This window comes from Halarchaeum rubridurum (genome assembly GCF_014647115.1).
In the GTDB taxonomy this organism is placed as follows: Archaea; Halobacteriota; Halobacteria; order Halobacteriales; family Halobacteriaceae; genus Halarchaeum; species Halarchaeum rubridurum.
Genome location: NZ_BMOO01000001.1, coordinates 42,749 through 56,657 on the forward strand (window position 1 = coordinate 42,749; position 13,909 = coordinate 56,657).

12 protein-coding genes and 1 tRNA gene are annotated in these 13,909 nt (G+C 72.3%); 5 read left to right on the forward strand and 8 right to left on the reverse strand.

Annotated features, from left to right (window positions below; translation table 11 throughout):
- Window positions 1-296: 296 nt before the first annotated feature.
- The 3 genes from dhaM to dhaK are packed head-to-tail and all read right to left on the reverse strand — an operon-like array spanning window position 297 to window position 2,431.
- Window positions 297-677, reverse strand: coding sequence for a dihydroxyacetone kinase phosphoryl donor subunit DhaM (gene dhaM / locus IEX84_RS00225; protein WP_188868970.1), 381 nt, complete (start codon window positions 675-677; stop codon window positions 297-299).
- Window positions 678-1,436 (reverse strand): dihydroxyacetone kinase subunit DhaL, encoded by a 759-nt coding sequence (gene dhaL, locus IEX84_RS00230; protein ID WP_188868971.1) that lies wholly within the window; start codon window positions 1,434-1,436, stop codon window positions 678-680.
- Window positions 1,433-2,431, reverse strand: coding sequence for a dihydroxyacetone kinase subunit DhaK (dhaK, locus tag IEX84_RS00235; RefSeq protein WP_188868972.1), 999 nt, complete (start codon window positions 2,429-2,431; stop codon window positions 1,433-1,435). Before dhaK ends, dhaL begins: the two co-directional genes overlap by 4 nt.
- A gap of 89 nt (window positions 2,432-2,520) precedes the next feature.
- Here dhaK and IEX84_RS00240 point away from each other — a divergent pair, with 89 nt between their 5' ends.
- Window positions 2,521-3,240: a DUF7117 family protein gene (locus IEX84_RS00240; protein ID WP_188868973.1), complete on the forward strand. Its 720-nt coding sequence runs from the start codon at window positions 2,521-2,523 to the stop codon at window positions 3,238-3,240.
- A gap of 151 nt (window positions 3,241-3,391) precedes the next feature.
- Window positions 3,392-4,501 (forward strand): glutamate-cysteine ligase family protein, encoded by a 1,110-nt coding sequence (locus IEX84_RS00245; protein WP_188868974.1) that lies wholly within the window; start codon window positions 3,392-3,394, stop codon window positions 4,499-4,501.
- Between the two features lie 54 nt (window positions 4,502-4,555).
- On the opposite strand, the gene glyA is transcribed toward IEX84_RS00245, so the two are convergent.
- Entirely contained in the window at window positions 4,556-5,803 is a 1,248-nt protein-coding gene (gene glyA / locus IEX84_RS00250) for a serine hydroxymethyltransferase (RefSeq protein ID WP_188868975.1), read from the reverse strand.
- Between the two features lie 127 nt (window positions 5,804-5,930).
- On the opposite strand from glyA, the gene IEX84_RS00255 reads away from it, so the two are divergent.
- From IEX84_RS00255 to IEX84_RS00265, 3 genes are all read left to right on the forward strand, one after another.
- A complete protein-coding gene (locus IEX84_RS00255; RefSeq protein ID WP_188868976.1) occupies window positions 5,931-7,949 on the forward strand; it encodes a hypothetical protein in 2,019 nt (672 codons plus the stop codon).
- A 167-nt stretch (window positions 7,950-8,116) separates the two neighbouring features.
- Window positions 8,117-8,935, forward strand: a complete 819-nt coding sequence (gene tbsP / locus IEX84_RS00260; protein WP_188868977.1) for a transcriptional regulator TbsP — start codon at window positions 8,117-8,119, stop codon at window positions 8,933-8,935.
- Window positions 8,936-9,064: 129 nt separating this feature from the next.
- Entirely contained in the window at window positions 9,065-10,789 is a 1,725-nt protein-coding gene (locus tag IEX84_RS00265) for a YcaO-like family protein (protein ID WP_188868978.1), read from the forward strand.
- A gap of 124 nt (window positions 10,790-10,913) precedes the next feature.
- On the opposite strand, the gene IEX84_RS00270 is transcribed toward IEX84_RS00265, so the two are convergent.
- The 4 genes from IEX84_RS00270 to IEX84_RS00285 all read right to left on the reverse strand — a co-directional run bounded on the left by IEX84_RS00270 (window position 10,914) and on the right by IEX84_RS00285 (window position 13,838).
- Complete coding sequence (locus IEX84_RS00270) at window positions 10,914-12,029, reverse strand: DUF63 family protein (protein ID WP_188868979.1); 1,116 nt, start codon at window positions 12,027-12,029, stop codon at window positions 10,914-10,916.
- A 150-nt stretch (window positions 12,030-12,179) separates the two neighbouring features.
- Window positions 12,180-12,965 carry an inositol monophosphatase family protein gene (locus tag IEX84_RS00275; RefSeq protein WP_188868980.1) on the reverse strand — a complete coding sequence of 262 codons (786 nt, stop codon included), beginning with the start codon at window positions 12,963-12,965 and terminating at the stop codon, window positions 12,180-12,182.
- A 244-nt stretch (window positions 12,966-13,209) separates the two neighbouring features.
- A tRNA-Leu gene (locus IEX84_RS00280) sits at window positions 13,210-13,294 on the reverse strand.
- Window positions 13,295-13,343: 49 nt separating this feature from the next.
- Entirely contained in the window at window positions 13,344-13,838 is a 495-nt protein-coding gene (locus tag IEX84_RS00285; protein ID WP_188868981.1) for a DUF309 domain-containing protein, read from the reverse strand.
- Window positions 13,839-13,909 lie beyond the last annotated feature (71 nt).

Consider the following 13,909-nt stretch of genomic DNA (forward strand, 5'->3'; position numbering starts at 1 on the left):
CCTATTTCGATTCGTTCTCCCGACGGCGGAGGAACGCGTCCGGGCGACGACACACTTATTAGCACGGGAATACTGGATACGGGTGGCGCTTCGCTTTGGAGGGCCGAAGCGTCAGCGGGGACCTATTCAGGGCGGCAGCGGCCGGCCGGGCTGTTCCCGGCCGGCCGCTACCACTTCCGTTGTGTATTATCCGCGAGCGACGCGTCGCGTCTCCGTTCAGCGTCCCGTCCCGAGACGAGAGACCGGAGAGCCGCCACAGCGCCGGTCAGCGAGCCGACCGCGCGGCCCGCCGACACCTACAGCTTCGACATCCCGCGGGCCTCCTCGGCGGCGTCGCGCGTCGAGTCGAGCGTCGCCTTCGAGCCGGCCGCGTGGACCGCGGCGTTGACCGTCCCTTCGAGCACGGGCGCGTCCGCGAGCACCGCGTCCGTCTCCGCCATCTCCACGGCGAGTTCGGCGTTCATCGTCGCGCTTCCGAGGTCGACGAGGACGACGACGCCCTCGCCGTCGTCCGCCTCGTCGAGGCCCGCGGCAATCGCGTCCGCGTCCGTCCCGATTCCGCCGTCCGGGTCGCCGCCGACCGCGACGAGCGAGACGTCGGACGCCATCTCCGCGGCGATCTCGACGATTCCCGCGGCCGCCTTCCCGCTGTGTGAGACGACGAGGAGGCCGACCATCTACGCGTCCCCCGCGTCGTCCGTCTCGCCGTGCTCGTCTCCCGGGTTCGCTCCGTCCACGTCGGCCGAATCGCCGTGCGCGACCGCGTCGTCCGCGGACGCGTCCGTCGCCGACGCCTCGCCGGCGTGCGCCTCGGCCGTGGCGAGCAGTTCCTCGAGGACGAACAGCGTGCTCGTCGCGCCCGGGTCCCGGTGACCGACCGCGCGCAGGCCGAGGTACGAGGCCCGCCCCTTCGAGGCGCGCAGCGGCACCGTGTACGCGACGCCGCGGCGCGCCGCGTCGACGGCCTTCGCCAGCGCGTCGACCGGCGGGAGGTCGTCCTCCTCTATCGCGCGCTGGAAGGTGTGGACGGCGGGCGTCACCGCGTCCACCATCGTCTTGTCGCCGGGGCGCGCGCCGCCGCGCTCCGTGAGCTTCTCGCGGTACGCCTCCGCGAACGCGAGCGCGCTCTCGGCGTCCAGCCCGCCGTCGAGTTCCTGCGAGGCGGACATGATCGAGCCGCCGTAGAGCGGGCCGGCCGCACCGCCCACCTCCGAGACGAGCGTCGTGCCGACGGTCTTGACGGCCTCGTCGAGGGCCATCTCGGCGAGGTCGTCGCGCTTCTCCGAGACGGCGCTGATGCCGCGCGCGAGGTTGTTGCCGTGGTCGGCGTCGCCGATACGCGAGTCGAGTTCGGTGAGGTAGTCCTGTTCGTCGTGGAGGCGCTCGTCGATCCGCTCGATGGCGTCGAGCAGCGCCTCGGTGTCCGACTCGCTCATTCGCGGACGGTGAGCGCCGGCGTCTCGGCGGGCGCGTCGAGCAGCTCCGTCAGCTCGTCGTCGACGCGACAGACCGTCACCGAACACCCCATCATGTCGAGGCTGGTCATGTAGTCGCCGACCCACGCGTCGTGGACGTCGACCCCCTCGGCGTCGAGGCGCTCCGCGACGCGGCGCTGGAGGATGTAGAGCTCGGAGAGCGGCGTGCCGCCCATCCCGTTGACTATCGTGACGACCTCCTCGCCGGAGTCGATACCGAGGTCGTCGAGCACGGCGTCGAGGAGGGTGTCCGCGACCTCGTCGGCGGTCATCGTCCCGGTGCGCTCGACGCCGGGTTCGCCGTGGATGCCGATGCCGAGTTCGATCTCGTCCTCGGCGAGCTCGAAGGTCGGTTCGCCCTTCTCGGGCGTGACGCAGGAGGTGAGTGCGACCCCCATCGTCCCGACGTTGTCGACGACCTTCTCGGCGACACGGGCGACCTCGTCGAGTTCGGCCCCCTCTGCGGCCTTCGCGCCCGCGCACTTGTGGACGAGAATCGTCCCGCAGACGCCGCGCCGACCGCTCGTGTAGAGGGAGTCCTCGACGGCGACGTCGTCGTCCACGACGACCTGCCGGACGTCGACGCCGTCGAGTTCGGCCATCTCCGCGCCCGTGTCGAAGTTCATCACGTCGCCCTCGTAGTTCTTCACGACGCAGAGGACGCCGCGTCCGCCGTCGGCCGCCTGGACCATCTCGGCGAGCTGGTCGGCGGTCGGCGAGGTGAACACGGCGCCCGCGGCCGCACCCGCGAGCATCCCGTCGCCGACGTAGCCGGCGTGCGTCGGTTCGTGGCCGCTTCCGCCGCCGCTGACGACCGCGACCTCGTCCGCCGTGGGGCCGTCCGCGCGCACGACGACCTCGGTACCGTCGAGTCGCCGGAGTCCCGGATGTGCCGCGACCATTCCGTCCAGCATCTCGTCGACGTAGTCGGTCGGCTCGTTGATGAGTTTCTTCATGGACGTTCGCTAGCTACGCTCCCGGCGAGCAAAAACGTTCGCGGCGCGCGACGGGACACGCTTTTCGGCGCGCCGGCCCACGTGCGCGTATGGAGATTCGTGGGGAACGCGAGTGTACGGCCTGCGGGACGCGATGGTCGTACTACGAGACCGGCAGCGTCCACTGTCCGGCGTGCGGGAACATCCGCAGCGTCGCGACCGAGGACGAGCGCCGCGAACACACCGACGGGGTGGCGACGCTCGCGCTCGACGACGCGGTCGCCGCCGCCGGCCGCGACGACTACCGGGCGGCGGCCCGCGAGGCCCGCGGGACCGTCCGCGACTACACCCACGAACGGGGCTTCGTCCGCGGCGGCGACCTCCGCGACCTCGACGACACCGTCCTCGCGGCGTGGGAACTGCGCTACGTCGCCGCGGCGTTCGCGCGCGCCTTCGACCACTCGGAGGCCGAAGCGTACTACTTCGTCTCGCTCCTCCGCGGCGCGCCGGCGGGCGAGCGCCCGGACGCGAGCGACGTCCCGGAGTCGATGCGCGCCGCGCGCGGGAACGGCTACGCGGACGCCGTCGCCGACTACCGCGCGGACGTCCGGCGGTACCTCGACACCGGCCCCGAGCGGTCGGCCGCGAACGACCTGCTCGCGTCGCTCGACGACCACGTCCGGCGAATCCACGCCCTCGACGGCGACGTCCCGCCCGCCACGGCCGACCGCCTCGTCGCCGCCGCGCGCGCAATCGGCCGGTACGCCCGCGACGGCGACGCGGCCGACGAGACGGCGGCGCGCGAGGCTCTCGACGAGCTTTCGTCGTGACGGCCGGCCGACTATCGACAGTTTCGTTGGACGGACGAGCACCGGCGCAGCGGAAACATTCTTGTGTGTGAACGAGAGACGGTGACTGTGGTGTGGTATAACACCACACAGAACTGCGCGGACAGCTACCCGTACCGTCACCCGAACGACCGTGTCAACAGACACCGAACCGATCCGCCGGAGCATCGAAGTCGAGTACTGGGTCGTCGACGACGACGGCCGGCTCGTCGAACCCGACGACCTCACCGACGCCGCGCCCGGCGTCGAGCGCGAGTTCGTCGAGCCGCTACTCGAAATCAAGACGACGCCGCACGCCACGACCGCGGACCTCCGCGCGGAGCTCTACGAGCGCGTCGGCCGCGTCGTCCGCCACGCAGAGGAGCGCGGGAAACACCTCGTCCCGCTGGCGACGCCGATCTATCAGGAGGAGATCGCGGAGCACGCGGGCGAACGCACGCGCGTCCAGAACCTCGTCGTCGGCGACGACTTCGAGTACGTCCGTCACTGCGCGGGGACGCACGTCCACGTCGAGCAGCTCCCGGAGCGCGCCATCGAGCAGCTGAACGCGTTCGTCGCGCTCGACCCCGCGCTCGCGCTCTGTAACTCCGCGCCGTACTTCCGCGGCCGGCGCCTCGCCGCGGGCGCGCGCTCGAAGCTCTATCGACGCCTCGCGTACGCCGACGTCCCCCATCAGGGGTGGCTCTGGCCGTACGTCGAGGACCGCGCCGAGTGGCGACGCCGCCTCGAACGGCGCTACGAGGACTTCGTCCACGCGGCCGCCGACGCGGGCGTCGACCGGCGCGTCGTCGAGCGCTGTTTCGAGCCGGAGAGCGTCGTCTGGACGCCCGTCCAGTTGCGCTCCGAGTTCGGGACCGTCGAGTGGCGCTCGCCGGACGCCGCGGGACTCGACGACGTCGTCCGCCTCGCCGACCGACTCGCGAGGGTCACGGAGCGCGTGCGCGACACCGACGTCCGCATCGAGGGGGACACCGGGCGCGTCGCGGACGACGAAATCGTCCTCCCCGAGTTCGACGTCGTCCTCGGCTACGTCGACGCCGCCATCGAGGAGGGTCTCGACTCCACCGCCGTCACGTCCTACCTCGAACGAATGGGATTCGACGTCGGGGCCTACGAGCCGACGACGCACGAACTGGACGGGCCCGACGCCGTCTCGCGCGCCGAAGCCCGGGAGTTGCGACTCGAACACGCCGAACGGCTCGCCGCCGACGTCCGCCGCGAGGTCGCGCTCGGCGACGACTGAAGGCGAACCGAGGGGTCCCGGTCGCGCCGGAGCGGGCGGGCGGCCGACGCTCGTCTACTCGTAGATCGGGTGGGCGTCGCAGAGCTCCTGGACCTCGGCGGCGACGTCCGCGTAGACCTCCTCGTCGCCGATGTTGTCGACGACGCGCGCGATGAGGTCGCCGACGCGGCGCATCTCCGGTTCCTCGAAGCCGCGCGTGGTGAGCGCGGGCGTGCCGGCGCGGATGCCCGAGGGGTTGAACGCCGAGCGCGTCTCGCCGGGCACCGTGTTGCCGTTCAGGACGATGCCGACCTCGGCGAGCGCTTCTTCGGCCTCGCTCCCCGTCGTGTCCGGGTGGGAGTCGCGGAGGTCCGCGAGGACGAGGTGGGTGTCGGTGCCGCCGGAGACGAGCGAGAAGCCGTTCTCCTTGAGCGCCTCGCCGAGCACCTCGGCGTTCTGCACGACCTGCGCCGCGTACTCCCTGTACTCGGGTTCGAGGGCCTCGCCGAAGCCGACGGCCTTCCCGGCGACGTTGTGCATGAGGGGGCCGCCCTGCAGACCGGGGAAGACGGCGGTGTCGATGGCGTCCGCGTGCTCCTCGCCGCACATGATGAGGCCGCCGCGGCCCGCGCGGATCGTCTTGTGCGTCGAACCGGTGACGAAGTCCGCGACGCCGACGGGGCTCGGGTGCTCGCCGGCGGCGACGAGACCCGTGATGTGCGCGATGTCCGCCATGTGGTACGCGCCCACGCTGTCCGCAGCCGCCTGAATCGCCTCCCAATCGACCTGCCGGGGGTAGGCGGAGAAGCCGGAGACGATGATGTCGGGTTCGGCCTCCTCGGCCTTGCGCGCCAGCGAGTCGTAGTCGAGGCGGCCGGTCTCCGCGCCGACCTCGTAGTGGGTGACGTCGTAGAGTTTCCCCGCGAAGTTCGCGTCGTGGCCGTGGGAGAGGTGCCCACCGTGCGTCAGGTCGAGGGAGAGTATCTTGTCGCCGGGTTCGAGGACGGCGAGGTAGACCGCCATGTTCGACGACGACCCCGAGTGGGGCTGGACGTTGACGTGCTCCGCCCCCCAGAGGTCCTTCGCGCGCTCGATGGCGAGCTCCTCGACGTCGTCCGCGTACTCGCAGCCGCCGTAGTAGCGCTCGCCGGGGTACCCCTCGGCGTACTTGTTCGTGAGTTCGCTGCCCTGTGCGGCGAGAACGGCTTCGCTGACGTGATTCTCGCTCGCGATCATCGCCAGCGTGTCGCGCTGGCGCTGACGCTCGCCCGCGAGCGCGTCCGCGACGTCCTCGTCGACCGCCCGGACTCGGTCGTAGCTCATACTGGAGAACAGCCCGCGCGGCGGGCTTAAACTACCCGACTTCGGCGGACGCGGCCGACGCGAGAGGTGTCACGGAGGTGTCCGCTCTCGATAGACCTATCCGGCCGCTGTCGCTACCCTCCGGGACGTGCTCGCGTACGAGTCGACGGGTGACGGCTTCCGAATGGTCGACGGCGCGAACCGGGGTATCGCCGTCCGCGCGCCCGACTGGCGGCCCGGTGGGGACGCCCGCGAGTTGCCACCCCGCGTCGACGCCACGACCGCCGGGACGGCGAGCGCCCTCGCCCTCCCCGCGACGCCGGTCGCACTCGTCGAGACCGCGACCGGAGAGCCGGTCGCACTCGACACGGGCGAATCGACGCTCGACGGCGGCTCGTACCTCCTCGCCGCCGACGCCGCCGTCACCACGTACCTCCGCTTCGACGGACCGGCGACCGTCGCACACCGCGGACGCGACCCCGGCGTCGCGCTCTCGTTCCCGGACGAACGCGCCCTCACACTCGGGTTCCGCGCGGAGGCCCGCGCCGAGCGCACGGTCACCGTCCCGCCGACACCCACGGGGGTCGCCGCCGCCGTCGAGGCGTTCGGGGCCGCACACGCCACGACGACCGCCGCGCGCTCCGCGCCCGCGATGCGCCACCGACCGCCCGCGCTCGCGTTCGACCCGGCGCGGGACGCGACGCGCGTCGCCGCCGACACCCCCGACACCGGCGTCGAACTCGTCGTCCCGCCCGACCTCGGGACGCTGTTCGTCACCGCGCCGCTCGCGTACTACTGCTCCGCGTCCGTCCGTCTCGACGCCGACGCGACACCGCACGTCCGCGCGCCCGGCGTCGGCGTCCGACACGAACTCGCCGACCCCGCGACGGACGCCGCGGCGCTCCTCGAACGGACCTTCTGGCTCGACTGCCTCGTCCGTCTCGCGGCCGCGGAACGTCGGACGGCGGAGACGGCGCTCCTCGATACCCTCGGAATCGACGCGGCCGCGACTGCGAAGCGTCCGCTCGACGCCCGGCTACGGACGTATCTCGACGCGCCGTACGACGCGGTGAGCGACGACCTCCCGGAGTGGCCCCTGTCGATGTACGTCGACCCGGCGGTCGAGAACGCCCGCGCGCTCCCCGCGATACTCGACCGCCTCGGCCACGTCCACCCGCCGGAGAGCACGGAGCTCGACGGCCGCGAACTGCTGAAGCGCTCCCTCGACGCGTTCTACCGCTCCGAGACGGCGGGGACGGCGTCCGTCGACGTCGTCCAACCCCGACTCCGGGACGGGCGCGCGCACGGCTGGCTGGCCGAGGGGACGCCCGTCGACGCGTTCAAGACGACGCCCGCGGCGTACGCGAACGGCCGCGCGGCGTCGGCCGAGCGCAACCCGCTCTCCGTCGCCGTCGTGCTGAACGACGCGGCGATGGCCAGCGAGCACGCCCGTGTCGCCGAAATCTATCGTGAGCGCGCCGCGGACGTCCCGATGGACGTGACGCTCCGCGAGGACCTGACGCGCGACGAACTCGCCGCCGTCTTCGCGGCCGACCACGACTTCGTCCACTACATCGGCCACTGCGAGGCCGAGGGGCTGCGCTGTACGGACGGGGCGCTCGCCGCCGCGGACCTCGACGCGTCGAACGCCCGGACGTTCTTCCTGAACGCCTGTGGCTCCTACCACGAGGGGCTCGCGCTCGTCGAACGCGGGAGCGTCGCGGGCGCGGTGACGTTCCGGAAGGTGCTCGACGAACAGGCCGCGCGCGTCGGCACCGCGTTCGCGCGCCTGCTCGTCGCGGGGTTCGGCATCGAGCGCGCGCTCCGCCTCGCGCGCCGCCGCATCGCCATGGGCAAGGAGTACGCCGTCGTCGGCGACGGGACGCACGTCGTCGCCGGGAGCGAGGGCGACCCGCCCGCGACCCTCGACGTCGAGCACACCGACGACGACCGCGTGCGGGTCACGTACGACGCGGGGGCCGCCCGAGCGCACGGGAGCGCGTACCGACTCGCCACGCCGACGGGCGTCGAGCGCCGCCTCCGCGGGAACGAGACGACCGTGACGCTCGACGTCGCGGACGCCCGGTCCTTTCTCGCGACGGTCGACGCCCCGACGGTCTACGACGGCGAACTCCGGTGGTCCGACGAGGTTCGGGCGGACCTGTGAGCTGCCCCGCCTCCCGGGTCGGGGCGACGCACCCTCGCGGTTCCGCGACGACCCCCGTCGAAACCGAGAACCCGGCGGCGTTCGCGCCGAACGCGCGACGAGCGGGATTCATTCAGTCGTTTCGTGATAAAATCATATATGCGGGTGCGCCGTAGTCCGACGTAGGTATGACAGCGAACCCACTCGGGACGACCGTCGAGGGGATAGTGGGGGCCCTCTTCGACGCCGGTCCCGACCGACTCTTGATGGTCAACCCCTCGCGGGCGACCATCGAGCGCTTCGTCGACGCCGCCGCGGCCGTCGAGGGACCGCTCCCCGAGACGTGTCTGTTGGCCGACGACCGACTGCTGAAGGACGTGATGGACGACTTCCTCGTGGCGAGCCACACCGCCGACCTCGTCGAGCGCGGCGCGCTCTCGCTTCGCACGAGCGACGACCTCTCGCGCTCCTCGCTCCTCGTTACCGACGACCGCGTCGTCGCGCTCGTCGAGGCGGGTGACCGGACGGCCGGCCTCGCCACCGACGACGAGGCGTTCGTCGAGACCGCCCGCGCCGCCCGCGAGGCCGAGTGGGACGCCGCCGACGAGTTCACCCTTCGGACGCCCGCCATCTCGCGCGTCCGCGAGACGCTCGCCGACGAGATCGCCCCCGAAGTCGAGGCGGACTTCGCCGGCGTGCTCGACGCCATGGAGACCGCGCGCGGCGACGGCCGCGGCCTCGACGAAGTGACCGTGAGCCTCCTCGTCGCCGCGAAGAACCGCGTCCTCCTCTACGACATCTCGAAGTGGGGCGAGGACGTCGGCGTCGCCTCGAAAGCCACGTTCAGCCGGACGAAGACCGCCCTCGAGGACGCCGGCCTCATCGACACCGAGAAGGTCCCCATCGAGGTGGGCCGCCCCCGCCTGCGTCTCAAGCTCGCCGACGACCGCCTCCAGGACGCGACGCCGACCGAGCTCGCCGACGTCGCACAGACCCTCCTCGCCTGATTCTCGCCCGCTCGCCCGACGGCCCCCGGCCCGCCAGCCGCGGCCCTCGGCGGCGCGTGAGTGCGACCGCGACCGCGACCCGCGCCGCAACCGGCCGTTTTTTGCCGCGCTCGCGCCCACCGACGGACCATGACACGCACGTACGCCGTCGCCGGGAGCGGCGCGGCGGCCGACGCCACGACCGCGGCGCTCGACGACGCCGGCCTCACCGCCGCCGGCACGGACGGGGGACTCGACGCGATTCCGGACGCGGACGTCGCCGTCGTCGTCGGCCTCGCCGGAAGCGACGGCTTCGCCGCCGCGAACGCCCGCGCGCGACGGAGCGAAACGCCGTGGCTCGCCGTCGAGGTCGGCGGCGTCGGCGGCCACCCCATCGCGGACGTGGACGCCGCCGTCGGGGCGTTCACGCCCGACTCGGGCTGCTTCGCCTGCCTGGAGCGCCGCGTGGCCGCCGCCGACCCCGAGACGACCGCGGAACCGAGCGCCGCCAGGTCGAGCGTCCGGTACGCCGGCGCGCTCGCCGGCAAGCGCGCGCTCGACCTCCTCGACGGCGCGGCCACCGGCGGCACCGTCGTCGAGGTTCCGCACGCGGAGCGGTCGTTCGCGCCCGCGCCCTTCTGCGACTGCGCACCGGTCGAACGCTACGGTGACCCCGGCCGCGAGGGCGACGAGACGCCGCTCGACGCGGCGGCCGCGAAGGCCGAGCACGCCGTCGACGGTCGCGTCGGCATCATCACGGAGGTCGGCGAGCGCGAGACCTACCCCGTACCGTACTACCTCGCGACGACCTGCGACACCGCCGCGCTCGGCGGCACCGAGCACCGCGGCCTCGCCGCCGGCGTCGGCCTCGACTGGGACGCCGCGTTCGTGAAGGCCGTCGGCGAGGGCCTCGAGCGATACTGCGCCGCGGCGTACCGCGAGGGCGACGTCGAACTCGCCAAGCCGACCCACCCGGACGCGCTCGCCCCCGACGCCTTCGTCCGCCCCGACGACGCGCCCGCCGTGACGCGCGACGACCCCCTTCGGTTCGTCCCCGGGGTCGCGCTCACCGACGGGAGTGATGCCCTCCTCCCCGCCGAATACGTCCACTTCCCGCCGCCGGAGGAGACGAACCGCCCCGCGCTCACGACCGGCCTCGGCCTCGGGAACGACCCCGCGGAGGCGCTTCGCTCCGGGCTCTACGAGACCATCGAGCGCGACGCGACGATGCTCGCGTGGTACTCGACGTTCGACCCGCTCGAAGTCACCGTCGACGACGACGCCTACGAGACGCTCGCGCGCCGCGCCGGCGCGGAGGGCCTCGACGTCACCGCGCTCCTCTGCACGGCTGACGTCGACGTCCCCGTGCTCGCCGTCGCCGTCCACCGCGAGGACGACTGGCCGCGCTTCGCGCTCGGGAGCGCCGCGAACCTCGACGCCGTCGCCGCCGCCCGGGGCGCGCTCTGCGAGGCGATTCAGAACTGGATCGAGCTCCGCGACATGGGCCGCGAGCGCGCCGCCGACGAACAGGGCGCGATTGGCGACTACGCCGCCCTTCCCCGGGAAGCCCGCGACTTCCTCGACGCCGACGCGACCGTCGCCGCCGCCGACCTCGGCCCCGACTCCGTCCCCGACGGAACCGCCGAACTCGACGCCGTCGTCGAACGTGCCGCCGACGCCGGCCTCGACACCTACGCCACCGACATCACGACGCGCGACGTCGCCGACGTCGGCTTCCGCGCCGTCCGCGTCCTCGCCCCCGACGCCCAACCGCTCTTCTTCGACGACGCCTACTTCGGGGCGCGTGCCCGCGACGTCCCCGAACAGCTGGGGTTCGAGGCCCGCCTCGACAGACGGCACCACCCGTTCCCCTGAAAACTGACGCAGCTGTCGGTTTCGCTCGGCCCCGCTCGCTTGTGTGGCGGGCCCTCGCTTCGCTCGGCCCCGCTCGCGGGTCGTTCCTCCCCGCTCGCTTGTGTGGCGGACGCTTCGCGTCCGCCTACACCCCGAACGTGGCCCGCAACATATCCCGTGTCCCCGGCCCGAGACCGACGGCGAGCACGGCGACGAGCAACAACACCGTGTAGCGCGGGTTCTCCTCGTACATCCGCCGGTCGAAGAGCGAGACGACGAGCGTCGCGGCGGCGATCTTCACGAGGAGGAACGGCCACGCCGCACCTATCGTCTCCGTCACGGACGCCGGGAGCGTCCCGCGCGTGAACTCGACGATGAACTGATTCACGGGGTGCTTCGGCGTGAGGTCGTAGGGCAATCCGAGCTCCTGCCCGAAGTCGAGCGCGAGGACGTTCGACGCGCCGTCTATCACGTGCCCGAATATCACCACCGCACCCGCGAACCCCGTACCCGAGAGCGCGCCCGGTGCGTAGCGCGTGAGGAGCCAATAGTCCGCGGCGGTGACGCCGAGCGCGATGGCGTACGTCAGTATCGTGAAGACCGGGTGGAAGGAGACCGCGGGGTCGACGACGACGAGCGCACAGAGATACGCGAGCGTCGCGCCGAGGAAGAGCGCGCCGAACGCGAACAGCGGGCGCTCGTACCCCTCTGTCCGGCCCGTTCGCGCGAGCCACACCGCGAGGAGGAGCGCGGCGAGCGTCAGCGCGAAGACCGTGACGTAGATAACGGGGCTAATCAAGAGCGCGTTCAGCGGGTAGGTGAGCGCCGACGCGCCCGTGTCGTTCGCGTCCTCGACGACGCGGAGCGCGCCGCCGAACAGCGTGAACGGGAAGAGCGCGTAGAGGAAGCTGTACTCCTCGCCGACGCCGAGTCGCCGGATGAGGAAGACGACGCCCGTGAGCATGAAGACGAGCGTGAGCGCGTAGCCGACCTCGGAGACGAGCGTGTAGCCGGGTTCGGCGACGATTCCCGACGCCGTCGCACACCGCGCGTTCTCGTAGAGGAGCGTTCGCGCGCCGCCGTCCCAGACGGCGCACGCGGCGCTATGCGCGTCCGCGTACACCGGCCCCCAGAAGTAATGCCAGACGAACCCACCGTAGACGCGGTCCGGGAAGGCCAGCGACCCCCCGACGAGCGCGACGAGGCCGACGCCGAGGACCGCCGTCCACGCCCGCTCCGCGTCCGTCTCCGGAACCCTCATGGCGAGTACACGGACGAGGCGTCCCTTACCGATTGCGGTCGCCCGCGGCGCGCGCTGTGCGACACCGGCGCACGACGACTACACGCGTTCCGCCGGACGTGACGGCCACTCGCCACGACGACGACCGCTCCCCCGTACGACGCCGGCCGACTACTCCAGCGCCGTCCGCGCCGTCTCGACGAGCGCGTCGTGCGCCTCGCCGTTCGACGCGACGAGCCCCGTCGCGTCCGGCGTCCAGCGCTCCCCGTGGACGTCCGTCACCGTCCCGCCGGCCGCGCGGACCATCGCCACGCCCGCGACGGTGTCCCACGGGTGGCTCTCCACCGCCGACACCGCGCCCTCTATCTGCCCCGCCGCGATCATCGACAGCGTCACCTGCGCGCTCCCGAAGCGCCGCAGGTCGCCGAAGTCCGCGACGATCTCCGCGCAGACCGCACCGAGGCGCTCCGCCGCCGCGCGCGACCAGCGCAGCGTCGGCGCGACCGTGAAGGCCTCCGGGTCCGTCGTCCCGCTCACCGACACCGGCTCGCCGTTCAGCGTCGTCTCCTCGCCGTCCGTCACGTAGACGTCGTCGAGCGCCGGTAGGACGTTCGCCGCCGCGACCGCCTCGCCGTCCACCGCCGACGCGACGCTCGTCGCCCATATCGGCACCCCGCGCACGAAGTTGTTCGTCCCGTCGATGGGGTCGATGACCCAGCACGGCCCCGACGCCGGAATCTCCTTCAGCTCGTCCTCCTCCTCGCCGACGATCGCCACCGCGGCGTCCGACTCGCGGATCACGTCGATCACCGCGCGCTGGGCGTCCCGGTCGAACGCCGTCACCACGTCCGTCTTCCCGTCCTTCGTCTCGACGTCCATCTGCGTCCGAAAGCCGCCGATGGCCACCTCCGCGCCAGCCGTCGCCGCCGCCTCCGCGACGGCCGTCTGATCGTCCATACCGACGACACCCGCGCGGCCGGCAAAGGGGTTCGGGTCGACTCCGACGAACGGCCGGCGTCGTCACTCTGTGTGGTGCGTTTCGTGAGGAAGGTTGTGCGAGGGAAGTCCGTCCTGGACTTCCGCACGATGGGTGCGTCGCCGCACCGTGACGTGCGAGGGAAGGGATTCGAACCACGGTCGGAGGGGACCTCCTCCCTGATTCGAACCCTCCGCGCACCGTCACAGGGCGACGCCCTGAACGTGCGAGGGAAGGGATTCGAACCCTCGAACCTCTACAGGAACGGATCTTGAGTCCGTCGCCGTTGGCCGAGCTTGGCTACCCTCGCGCGCAGTTCGTGGATGGATTCGGGAGGGTATTAACGCCCCGATTCGCGCTCACTCGACGCGCTCCGCGTACGCGCGGTCCCGGTCGTCCGCGACGGGCTGTTCGCCGTCGAGTGTGACTCGCCACCCGTCGATTTCGGTGGGGTCGTCGAGCGCGGCGTCGAGCGTCTCGCGGACGTCCCGGACGTCCACGCCGTAGTAGTCGACCGGCACGCCCGCGAGGTATTGGCGGGCCGTCCCGAACAGCGAGCGCATCCCCTCGTCGTCCTCGAAGTCGACGCGCTTGTACGCGCCCGCGGCGACCTGCACCAGCCCGTGCAGGTAGGCGCTCTCCATCGTCCCGCGCCCGTAGTTGTACCACTCCGCCTCGAAGCAGTCGTGGGCGGCGTGGTAGTCGCCCGCGTTGTAGAGCCGGACGCCGTGGACGACCGCGCGGCGCAGCGTCCCGTGCGCCCAGCCGTTCGACGCGCGACGCTCGCGCGACCAGCCGGCGGGCGAGGAGCCGATGGGCGGCGCGACGGCGTCGTCGCGTGTGTGGTCGTCCACGGCGGGTTCGCGCGACGCTACCGGCTCGCGCGCCCTAACCGTGTCGGTGGGGCGGCCGCCGAAGGCGACTT

What these genes read in the sequence shown, in the direction of transcription:
- dhaM (WP_188868970.1), bottom strand. Translation starts at nt 677, where the DNA reads ATGGTCGGCCTCCTCGTCGTCTCACACAGCGGGAAGGCGGCCGCGGGA.
- dhaL (WP_188868971.1), bottom strand. Translation starts at nt 1,436, where the DNA reads ATGAGCGAGTCGGACACCGAGGCGCTGCTCGACGCCATCGAGCGGATC.
- dhaK (WP_188868972.1), bottom strand. Translation starts at nt 2,431, where the DNA reads ATGAAGAAACTCATCAACGAGCCGACCGACTACGTCGACGAGATGCTG.
- IEX84_RS00240 (WP_188868973.1), top strand. Translation starts at nt 2,521, where the DNA reads ATGGAGATTCGTGGGGAACGCGAGTGTACGGCCTGCGGGACGCGATGG.
- glyA (WP_188868975.1), bottom strand. Translation starts at nt 5,803, where the DNA reads ATGAGCTACGACCGAGTCCGGGCGGTCGACGAGGACGTCGCGGACGCG.
- tbsP (WP_188868977.1), top strand. Translation starts at nt 8,117, where the DNA reads ATGACAGCGAACCCACTCGGGACGACCGTCGAGGGGATAGTGGGGGCC.
- IEX84_RS00265 (WP_188868978.1), top strand. Translation starts at nt 9,065, where the DNA reads ATGACACGCACGTACGCCGTCGCCGGGAGCGGCGCGGCGGCCGACGCC.
- IEX84_RS00270 (WP_188868979.1), bottom strand. Translation starts at nt 12,029, where the DNA reads ATGAGGGTTCCGGAGACGGACGCGGAGCGGGCGTGGACGGCGGTCCTC.
- IEX84_RS00275 (WP_188868980.1), bottom strand. Translation starts at nt 12,965, where the DNA reads ATGGACGATCAGACGGCCGTCGCGGAGGCGGCGGCGACGGCTGGCGCG.